The 9,856-nt window shown below is 65.1% G+C and carries 9 protein-coding genes; 2 read left to right on the top strand and 7 right to left on the bottom strand.

Annotated features, from left to right (window positions below):
- The 6 genes from ABDV69_RS18800 to ABDV69_RS18825 all read right to left on the bottom strand — a co-directional run.
- A partial coding sequence (locus tag ABDV69_RS18800; RefSeq protein ID WP_343577099.1) for a DUF222 domain-containing protein occupies nt 1-501 on the bottom strand: 501 nt, incomplete at its 3' end.
- A 77-nt stretch (nt 502-578) separates the two neighbouring features.
- A complete protein-coding gene (locus ABDV69_RS18805; protein WP_343577112.1) occupies nt 579-1,184 on the bottom strand; it encodes an alpha/beta fold hydrolase in 606 nt (201 codons plus the stop codon).
- Nucleotides 1,168-2,325, bottom strand: a complete 1,158-nt coding sequence (locus ABDV69_RS18810) for a Zn-dependent alcohol dehydrogenase (protein ID WP_343577101.1) — start codon at nt 2,323-2,325, stop codon at nt 1,168-1,170. The genes ABDV69_RS18805 and ABDV69_RS18810 overlap by 17 nt, the downstream gene beginning before the upstream one ends.
- Entirely contained in the window at nt 2,322-3,545 is a 1,224-nt protein-coding gene (locus ABDV69_RS18815; protein ID WP_343577103.1) for a cytochrome P450, read from the bottom strand. The genes ABDV69_RS18810 and ABDV69_RS18815 overlap by 4 nt, the downstream gene beginning before the upstream one ends.
- A 102-nt stretch (nt 3,546-3,647) precedes the next feature.
- On the bottom strand, nt 3,648-4,181 hold the full coding sequence (locus ABDV69_RS18820; protein ID WP_343577114.1) for a hypothetical protein: 534 nt from the start codon (nt 4,179-4,181) through the stop codon (nt 3,648-3,650).
- A gap of 47 nt (nt 4,182-4,228) precedes the next feature.
- Entirely contained in the window at nt 4,229-5,041 is an 813-nt protein-coding gene (locus tag ABDV69_RS18825) for a hypothetical protein (RefSeq protein WP_343577104.1), read from the bottom strand.
- Nucleotides 5,042-5,171: 130 nt separating this feature from the next.
- On the opposite strand from ABDV69_RS18825, the gene ABDV69_RS18830 reads away from it, so the two are divergent.
- Nucleotides 5,172-6,311 (top strand): acyl-CoA dehydrogenase family protein, encoded by a 1,140-nt coding sequence (locus ABDV69_RS18830; RefSeq protein WP_343577105.1) that lies wholly within the window; start codon nt 5,172-5,174, stop codon nt 6,309-6,311.
- The gene (locus ABDV69_RS18835) at nt 6,311-7,570 is read left to right on the top strand and encodes an acyl-CoA dehydrogenase family protein (protein WP_343577108.1); all 1,260 of its coding nucleotides are present in this window, start codon (nt 6,311-6,313) and stop codon (nt 7,568-7,570) included. Before ABDV69_RS18830 ends, ABDV69_RS18835 begins: the two co-directional genes overlap by 1 nt.
- Nucleotide 7,571: 1 nt before the next feature.
- Here the strand turns inward: ABDV69_RS18835 and htpG are convergent, their stop codons facing one another.
- A complete protein-coding gene (gene htpG, locus ABDV69_RS18840) occupies nt 7,572-9,503 on the bottom strand; it encodes a molecular chaperone HtpG (protein ID WP_343577110.1) in 1,932 nt (643 codons plus the stop codon).
- Nucleotides 9,504-9,856: the final 353 nt, after the last annotated feature.

Here is a 9,856-nt window from a genome sequence, read left to right on the forward strand (position 1 = left end):
ATCGGGCCGGTGTGCACCGGCCAAGCCCGCCAGCTGGGCCTCGGCGTGGGCGCGGGTCCCGACGTCGACGAAACCGGGTAGCCGATGCCAGAAGGTGCGGATCACCGCGACGTGGCCGGGACCGAGGTCGCCGCGGCGCTGCGCGGTAGCGGTCGCGGCAAGTACCGGTGACAGCGGCTCGCCATTGAGCGCCCGCCGCTCACCCAGGTCGGCGGCCTCGTGCACCCGCCGGCAGGCTTCGGTGCGGCTGATCCGCAGCCGGTCGGCCAGCACCGCCGCCAGTTTGCCGCCCAACTCGGCTGCAGAAGCTTGTGCGGCCAGTTGGTTGATCAGCGGATGCTCCACGGCGGGATGCCAGCGGCGAAACTTCTCCCACCGCTCCAACACGGCCAACCGCTCCGGGGTGGTAAGCGCGTCGAACGTCAAATCCAGGGCGCGTTTGTAGTCGGCCTCCAGCGCGTCGAGCACCTCGACGACCTCCTCACGACTACTAGAACACATGTTCGAATTCTAGCCATTCGCTCCGACATCCGCGGAAAGTTATCCACAGGCGTGAAACCAAAATGGCACAGGTGGTTTCAGGCCTGGGGGTAGCCGTCCTCGCAGTACAACCGACATCGCTCGATCAGGATCTCGGCCAACCACCGCGGCTCGCTGATCATCAGATCGTGACACGTGTCGATGGGAATCAGCGTCTGCACACCGCCGAGTGCGGCGATGCTGCGCAACTGCGTGCGTCGAAACAGGGCGTGATCGCGCAGCGTCAGGATCCAGGTCCGCGGAACGTTGTCGGGTAGATCGCTGCGGTCGACCGGTTCGGCAATCAGCGTCGTCGCTTCGGCGTGCATCCGCGACAGCGTGAACCGGCGCTGCGCCCGCGTCATGCCGTTGCAGAAAATCAAGCGGCTCAACAGATTAGGAGTGACCGATGGTGGCCTACGCAATCGCACCGTCCGGCGGACGTAGCAGGCCAGCGGCCCGACGAGCGTGTCGACGATCGCCGTACCCTGCGCGGGCAGGCAGGCGGCGGCCAGGATCATCTCCCGAACCCGGGAGGGCCCCAGCTTCGCCACCATGCCGGGTACCGTCAGTCCGGCAAGCGAATGCCCCACCACGATCACCTCGCCCAGGCCGGCGGCGTCCACCTGCTCGACGGCCGAGCGCAGGCTAAGACACTCCGAAATCGATTATGCCGCGGATGATCTCGCCGTTCAGCAGGTCGGCGTAGGCGTCGTTGATGTCGTCGAGCCGGTACCGTCGGGTGATCATCTCGTCGAGCATCAGTTGCCCGCTCTGATACAGCTTGGCCAACCGGTCGATGTCGGCCTTCGGGTTGCACGAGCCGAAGATGGTGCCCGCCAACGTCTTGTTCATCAAGATGAAGTCCTGCAGGTTGATCTTGACCGACTGGGTCAGTTGCGACGTCATCCCGGTGAGCACACACGTGCCGCCCTTGCGGGTCAAAGCCACCCCGTCGCGGACGTCCTCGCGGCTCATCAACGACGGCGAGACCACCACCGCGTCAGCCATCACGCCGTCCGTCAGACCCCGCACCAGGTCCATCGCCTCCTCGGCCGATCCGATGCTGTGCGTGGCGCCGAACCGCAATGCCGACTTCTGTTTGAAATCAACGGGATCGACGGCGACGATCTGCGCGGCGCCGTTGATCCGGGCGCTCTGGATCGCGCCCGTTCCGATACCGCCGACGCCGATCACCACCACGGTGTCGCCGGCGCGCATGTTCGAGCGGTTGGACACCGAGCCGTAGCCGGTGGGGATCGCGCACGCCAGCAGGGCGCTTGGCGCCAACGGCAGGTGTTGCTCGATCTTCACCAGCGATCTGGTGGATGCCACCGTGTGTTCGGCGAAGGTCCCGACCTTCGCGAGGTGGCCCAGGTCCCGGCCGTCGGCAGTATGGTGGCGAAACGTGCCGTCGGTGGGCATGCCCGGGATCATGGTGCCGATACCGGCGTCGCAGATGTACTCGGCTCCGGTTGCGCACCAACGGCATTGGCCGCAGACCGCGACAAACGACGTCACCACGTGGTCGCCCGGAGCGAAATCCGTGACGCCGGGACCGACGTCGCGCACGATGCCCGAGCCCTCGTGTCCGCCGATCATCGGGAACATGCTCGGCAGCCCCATCGAACGCATCACCTCGTTGGGCGCGGACATGTCGCCCTTGCGGATGTGGTCGTCGGAGTGGCACAAACCGGCGGCGGCCATCTTGACCAGAACCTCGCCGGCCTTCGGGGGATCCAGCTCGATTTGCTCGACAGACCAGGGCCCGCCGACGTCGTGCAGGATCGCGGCGCGGCTTTTCATGCGGCCGGGGTGAAGGTCACGGGCAGGCTGTTGGGCGAGCGGAACGTGACCCCGACGATCCGGGTCTCGTCGTCCGGCTCGAGCCTGAGATTGCCCACCCGGTCCAGCATACTGTTGAGCATTACCCGGGTTTCCAAGCGCGCCAAGTGCATTCCCAGACATACGTGGATACCGCCGGCGAATGCGATGTGTGCTTGGCGGGGCCGTTGGATGTCGAAGCTGTCGGCATCCGGCCAGCGACTCCCGTCGCGGTTGGCCGATCCCATGCACAGGTCGACCTGAGCGCCGGCCGGGATTGTCGTGCCGCTGACTTCGATGTCGCGGGTCGTGGTTCGCATGACCATGGTCAGCGGGGTCTCGACCCGCAACCCCTCTTCCATGGCGGCCGGTATCAGCGACCGGTCCTGCTGGACCATCGCCAATTGGTCGGGATGTGTCAGCAACAGATAGAGCAGGTTGCCCGATGACCGGTACGTGGTCTCCAGTCCGGCGGGTAGCAGTAGCCGCAGGAAGGCGATGATCGCTTCGTCGTCGAGTTTCTCGCCGTCGATTTCGGCGGTGCACAGGTCGCCGATGATGTCGTTGGTGGGCTTCTTGCGTCGCTGCTCAACCTGGTCGGAGAAGTAACCGTGCAACTCGGTGGCAGCGATCAACCCCGCCTCGATGTCGGTTTGTATGGAGATGAGGCCGAGCGAGAGTCGCCGGAACATGTCGAGGTCTTCGCGCGGCAGACCGAGTAGTTCGGAGATGATCCGAGTGGGGAATTCGAACGTCAGTGCCTTCACCAAGTCGGCGTGCCCATCGGCTTTGATCTCGTCGACGAGCTGATCGCAGACGGGCCCGATGACCGACGGTTCCCACCGCTCCAGCGCGGTGGCCCGAAAGGCTTTGGCCACCAAGCTGCGGTGGTCGTGATGCTCTTTCCCCTCCATCGCCAGGATGGTGTGTCCCATCACCAAACCGATCGTCTTGTCGTAGCCGGCGGAGGTGAATGCCTTCTCGTCGCGGAAGGCCTGAAAGACTCCGTCGTAACCGAACAGCACCCACTCGTCGTCTGGCTTCAGTTCCGGCGGCAACATCTCGATGTCCATGAACGTGCCGTGGAACACCGGATCGGTGCGCCGCATGTACTCGAAGAACGGGTAGGGGCTGGTCTCGCCGGTGGTGTCGAGGACGACCGGCTGATCCCCAACATCTGAGAGTTCGGTGCGCAGCGTCATTGCCGCTCCTTCGTGACCGGGAATTTCGCTATCATAATATAAATAGCAACGAAGCCACCCGGCCGCCCACACACTGCGGTCCTTCGCCGTCTGGTCGGCTGATCAGACCGGCTCGAACTTGGTGATCAGCCACTGGCCGTTCGCCTTGTTCAGCGACACCTCCACGCTGCTGGACGCCATCGACGGATCCGGTCGCTCGTTGCTGGTGGTGACCTGATTGACGAAGACCAGCACCACCGCCGAATCCGGGTGCAGATCGGACACTGCCGCGCTGACCACCTGAGCGGTGGTCGTCACCCCTTTCGACTTGGCGGCCGGGGTCACGACCTGCTTGGTGAAATCGCTGTAGTAGTTCAGGAAGTCACCGCTGAGGTGTGACTTGGCCGCGGCGAGGTCTTGGTCGAGCGTGTCGGGCTTGTACGACAGCAGGGCCACGGTGCCGTCCCGCGCCGCGTTGACGACGCTCTGTGCGACCGCGCTGTCGGTCTGCTCGTCGGGCCGGTACTGGGTGAAGAACAGCCAACCGGTGAGTCCGCCGGCGGCCAACAGCGCCAGCAGCAACACCAAGGGGATGACCGGGACGGCAGCCACCCGACGCTTGACCTCGCCGGCGCTGGTGTCGTCGGACGTGTCGATCTCGACGGCTGCGGTCGGCTCGACGTCGGCTGTGGTGTCGTCGTCGCTCACAGTACGAACTCCACTTTCGACAGCTTCAGGTCGTCGCCGTCGTGCACCACACTCACCCGGAACCGGAAGGTCCGCGGTTGGTCTTTGGCACCGGCGATGTTGGTGACGCGCTCATTGGCAAGCACCAGCACGACCGCGGAGTCCTTGTTCATCGACTCGACCGCGGTCGCCGCGACCGAACCTTCGGTCACCGCCTTGGAATCCTTCACCACGGACTCGAAATCCTCCGCGCGCCTTTGGAAGTCATCCTTGAATTCGCCGGTGGCAATGTCCAGCACACGTTGGACGTCCTCCTTGGCCTTGTTGAAATCCAGCGAGGTGAGGTTGACGACGCCTTGTCGGGCGGTCGCGACGTAGGCTGCGGCACGCTGGCGCTCCTTGACGACGCTGTGATGGTGCCAGGCCATCCAGCCGCTGGCCCCCAGGAGTCCGACGATGGCGACAACCGCGGCAATGGTCAGAGCCAGCGACACCGTCACCCGGCGCCGGTCGGCCGGTTCGGATTCTGCAGAATCGGGTGGCTCGGGCGTTTGCGGCGTCTGAGCCGACTCGGCCGTGTCGTCGGTGGCTGCAATGGCCGCGTTGTCGGCCTCGTCGGAGTCTGGGGTGGTTACCTCGGCTTCGAGCTGCGCTTTGCGCTCGGCTGCGGACTCCGCCTCGCGCCGCAGCTTGATGGCCCGGGCCCGGGCGCGTGCGGCTGCGGCGAGGGCTTCGGCCTCGGCGGCCTCGGCCTCGGCTTGCTCGGCCAGCGCGATCGCGTCCAACTTCGCCTTGGCGGCGTCCTGCGACTCTTCGTCGGCGTCAGCCATGGCGGGCGCGGCTTGGAAACGTCATTATCGATTGAACTCCGGTATCTCTTACGGTAGTGCTCATTGCTACTATCGGGTCACCAGCGATCACCGACTGGGACGCACGGCCAGGAAGGTCTTCGCCAACATCATGACTGCCGTCGATTCCCCCGAAAAGATACTCTTCGCCGCCACCACCCAAGCATTTCTGCAAAAAGAGCTTCCGCTGAGTCGAGTGCGGGACTTGCACTCTCAGGGCGTCGCGTTCGAGCCGACCTGGTGGCAGCGAGCCGCGCAACTGGGCTGGACGGCATTGCTGGTTCCCGAGGAACTCGGCGGCGGCAGCGTGTCCGGCGACGGGTTCGCCGACCTGGCGATGGTCGCCGAACAACTCGGAAAGACGGTGGCTCCCGGCCCGCTGTACCCGGTCAGCGTCGTGTTGACGGCGCTGATGGAATCCACCGAACCGCACGCCCATGCGGGGACGATCGAGTCGCTGATCGCCGGCGAGACGATCGCGTCGTGGGCGGTCTATGAGCCGGGCCGGGGGTGGGCGCCGCACGAGCCGTCGGTCACCGCGACGGCGACCGATTCCGGTTACCGGATCGACGGTGTCAAAGACCGCGTGGAGGCCGGTGCGCAATCCGGTCTGCTGCTGGTGGTTGCGCGCACCGACGACGGTGTGCGCCAGTTTCTGGTCCGCACCGACGCAGCGGGCGTGCACATCGAGCCGCAGCTGTCGATCGACCTGGTCAAGCAATACGCCCGTGTGCAATTCGACGGGGTCGAGGTCGACCACGCCGCGGCTCTCGGCGGCGCAGCCGATATCGACCGTCAAAGCCAGATTGCGCAAGTGCTGCAGTGCGCCGAGGTGGTCGGCATTCTGCAAACGGTCTTCGACTTCACCGTGGCGTGGGCCCTGGACCGGCACAGCTTCGGTCGCCCGCTGGCGTCCTATCAAGCGCTCAAGCACCGTTTCGCCGACATGAAGATGTGGCTGGAGGCGTGCCGAGCCACGACCACCGCGGCGGTGACGGCCATTTCCAAGCGGTCTCCCGATGCGTCGTTGTCGGCCGCCATCGCCAAGTCGTACGTTGGTGAGATGGCAGGCGAAATCATCCAGGCCTGCGTGCAGATGCATGGCGGAATCGGCGTCACCTGGGAGCACGACCTGCACGTGTACCTGCGCCGAGCTACGTTGTACCGCTCCATGTTCGGCACCCCGGAAGAACACAACCTCCGGGTGTACGCGCTGCAGGAGGCCGCACAGCAGGCGCCGAGGTCGGCCTGATGATCGAGGCAACCGGCGCCGTGACAGACGTCGAATCCATCGACGAGTTCCGCGCCCGCGCGCGAACCTGGCTGGCCGCGAACATGCCGCCGATCGACCCGGCGCATCCGCCGGCGGCGCACCGTGACGAAGAGCGCTGCTGGCAGCGCGCCCGTGAGCTCCAAAAGCGACTCTATGACGGTGGATTCGCCGGGATCTGCTTCCCCCGCGAGTACGGCGGACTCGGTCTGGACTACGAGTATCAGAAGGCGTTCAACGACGAGAGCCTCAGCTATGAGATGCCGCTGATCCTCAACACGCCGACCTTCACCATCTGTTGCGCGACGCTGTTGGACACCGCAAGCGAGGCGCAGAAACGTCAGCACATCGGCGCCGCATTGCGGGGCGACGAGATACTGGTTCAGCTGTTGTCCGAGCCGAGCGGCGGCTCGGATCTCGCGGGTGTGCTCACCCGTGCCGAGCGGGACGGTGACCGCTGGGTGCTCAACGGCGCAAAGACGTGGAGCACCAGTGCATTCGGCGCCGACTACGGCCTGTGTCTGGCCCGCACCAACTGGGATGTGCCCAAGCACGACGGCCTGACCATGTTCCTGGTTCCGATCAAGCATCCCGGGATCACGTTGCGGCGCATCACTCAACTCAACGGCTCGACGGAATTTTGCGAGGAGTTCCTCGACAACGTCGACGTCGGTGACGACGCGGTCGTCGGCGAGGTCAACGACGGGTGGTCGGTCGCCTCACGTCAGCTCTATCACGAACGCCGCGCGGTGGGAATGGGTTCGGAATTCGCCAGCGGCAGCGGCAGCGAGGGCGGCCTTTCGACACCGGTGAACTACGTGCGGCTGCTTGCGAAGACCGGGCAATCCGACAACGAGCGGGTGCGCCAGATCGCCGGGCGCGCGCTGGTGCACCGGGCCGTCAGCGACCAGTTGGGCGCGCATGTCTTCCGCGGCGTGAACGACGGCTCGCTGCCGCCCGCTGCCGGAACCCTGCTGCGGCTATTCCACGCCGAGACAGTCACTTTGGAGATGGACGCCGGATTGGCTATCACCGGAACGGCTGGCGTCGTCGGCGCCGAGGGGGAGGCCCTGGAGGCGGGCCTGCGTTACCTGTCCCGTCAGACGGTCTGCATCGGGGGCGGCACCAGCGAGTTGGCCCGCAACGTGATCGGCGAACGAGTGCTGAACTTCCCGCGCGAATTCGCCGCCGACCGGGGTGTGCCGTTCAATCAGGTCAAGCACGGCGAAGCCGGCGGCTAAGCTAGATGGTCCGCGACAACCGGTTCGTCAGCAATTCGGCGAACCGAGCCGGATCTTGTGGTGCGTTACCCTCGGCCAGAAGTGCTGCGCCATAGAGCAATTCGGCTGTCTCGCCGTTCGCTGGATCGTCGCCGCGGTCTTTGTGGGCTTGCTGCAGGCCGATGATCAACGGGTGCGTCGGGTTCAGTTCCAGCGTCCGCTTGCCGACCGGCACGTCCTGGCCGGTGGCCCGGTAGATGCGGGCCAGCGACGGCGTGATGCCGAACGCGTCGGTGATCAGGCAGGCCGGCGAGTCGGTCAGACGGGTGGACAGGCGCACTTCCTTGACGTGCTCGCTGAGCGTCTCGGTCAGCCAGGCCAGCAGGTCGGCGAAATTCTCCTGCTGCTCTTTGCGTTCGGCCTCGTGCGCCGACTTTTCTTCCGCGGTGTCGAGGTCGACGTCGCCCACGGCGATCGACTGCAACGGCTTGCCGTCGAATTCGGTGACCGAGCCCAGCCAGATCTCGTCGACCGTGTCGGAGAGCAGCAGCACCTCATATCCCTTGGCCTTGAACGCCTCGAGGTGTGGGGTGGCCAGAATCTGCTGCGGCGATTCGCCGGTGGCGTAGAAGATCTGCCGTTGGCCCTCTTGCATCCGCCCGACATACTCGGCCAGCGTGGTGAGCTGGTCCTCGCTGTGTGTCGAGGCGAAGGAGCAGACCGCCAGCAGCGTCTCCTGGTTGTCGAAGTCGCGCATCAGCCCTTCTTTGAGGACTTTGCCGAACTCACGCCAGAAGGTGCGGTAGTCGTCGGGCCGCTCGGACTGCAACTCCTTGATGGTCGCCAGGACCTTCTTGGTCAACCGGCGCCGAATCGCGTTGATCTGCCGATCCTGCTGCAGGATCTCGCGGGACACGTTCAGCGACAGGTCCTGGGCGTCGACGACACCCTTGACGAAGCGCAGGTAGCGGGGCATCAGCTGGTCGCAGTCGCCCATGATGAAGACGCGTTTGACGTACAACTGCACACCGATGGTGGCGTCGGGCTCGTACAGGTCGAGCGGGGCCCGCGTCGGAATGAAGAGCAGCGCTTGGTATTCGAACGTGCCCTCGGCCTTCATCGAGATCACCTCGAGTGGCTCGTCCCAGGCGTGCGCGATGTGTTTGTAGAACTCCTTGTACTCCTCGTCGGACACGTCGTCCTTGGGCCGCGCCCACAGCGCCTTGCCCGAGTTGAGGGTCTCGACCTCCGTGGTGACGGTCTCCTCGCCGTCCTCGGCGGAGCGCTTCTCGACCTCCATCCGGATCGGCCACGCGATGAAGTCGGAGTACTTCTTGACCAGCGTCCGCAGCTTCCACTCCGAGGTGTAGTCGTGCAGCGCGTCCTCGGCGTCGACCGGCTTGAGGTGCAAGGTGACCGACGTTCCCTGCGGCGCGTCCTCCACCGTCGCGATGGTGTAGGTTCCGTCGCCGCTGGACTCCCACCTGGTGGCCTCGCTCTCGCCGGCCTTGTGGGTGAGCAACTCGACCTTGTCGGCCACCATGAAGGTGGAGTAGAAGCCGATGCCGAACTGGCCGATCAGCTCCTCGGACACGGAAGTGTTCTTCGCGTCCTTCAACCGCTGGCGCAGCTCGGCGGTCCCGGACTTGGCCAGCGTGCCGATCAGATCGACCACCTCGGCCCGGGACATGCCGATGCCGTTGTCGCGGATGGTAAGAGTGCGGGCCTCGGTGTCCCTGTCGATCTCGATGTGCAGGTCTGAGGTGACAGTGTTGTCCGGGTCCAGATCTTTGTTTCGGAACGCCTCGATCCGGAGCTTGTCGAGCGCGTCGGAGGCGTTCGAGATCAACTCCCGCAGAAACGAGTCCTTGTCGGAGTAGACCGAGTGGACCATCAAGTCCAGGAGTTGTCGCGCCTCGGCTTGAAACTCCAACTGCTCGACGCCGGAAGTCATGAGATTTCCCTTCACCAGACGGCATTCGAGGGCAGGTTACAGGATGCTTTTTCCGGCCGTTTCGACGAGTGGGGGCTCGGGTGACGTGTCTGGTCGGCGATTCCGCTGACACCTGCTGGCCGACCCCACAGCGCGGTTCCGTGATCTTGGCAGCGCCTACCACGCCCGTCACAACGACACCGAACGCAAGCTGCGTAACCACTTCGCCCAGCTCAAGGCGCTCGGCTACCGAGTCACCCTCGAACCCGCAGCCTGACCAAACCCCGCTCCCGCAAACCCCCGCTCCCACAACATAACCCGGCTACGTCGGGAACCCCCACGCGCCTCGGTTAGCCGGTCACCCGGGTATTTTT

The sequence above is a fragment of the Mycobacterium sp. genome (genome assembly GCF_039583785.1).
In the GTDB taxonomy this organism is placed as follows: domain Bacteria; phylum Actinomycetota; class Actinomycetes; order Mycobacteriales; family Mycobacteriaceae; genus Mycobacterium.

Bases quoted from the DNA above. Each gene is read 5' to 3' on its own strand.
- ABDV69_RS18810 (WP_343577101.1), bottom strand. From the start codon at position 2,325: ATGAAAAGCCGCGCCGCGATCCTGCACGACGTCGGCGGGCCCTGGTCT.
- ABDV69_RS18815 (WP_343577103.1), bottom strand. From the start codon at position 3,545: ATGACGCTGCGCACCGAACTCTCAGATGTTGGGGATCAGCCGGTCGTC.
- ABDV69_RS18825 (WP_343577104.1), bottom strand. From the start codon at position 5,041: ATGGCTGACGCCGACGAAGAGTCGCAGGACGCCGCCAAGGCGAAGTTG.
- ABDV69_RS18830 (WP_343577105.1), top strand. From the start codon at position 5,172: ATGACTGCCGTCGATTCCCCCGAAAAGATACTCTTCGCCGCCACCACC.
- ABDV69_RS18835 (WP_343577108.1), top strand. From the start codon at position 6,311: ATGATCGAGGCAACCGGCGCCGTGACAGACGTCGAATCCATCGACGAG.
- htpG (WP_343577110.1), bottom strand. From the start codon at position 9,503: ATGACTTCCGGCGTCGAGCAGTTGGAGTTTCAAGCCGAGGCGCGACAA.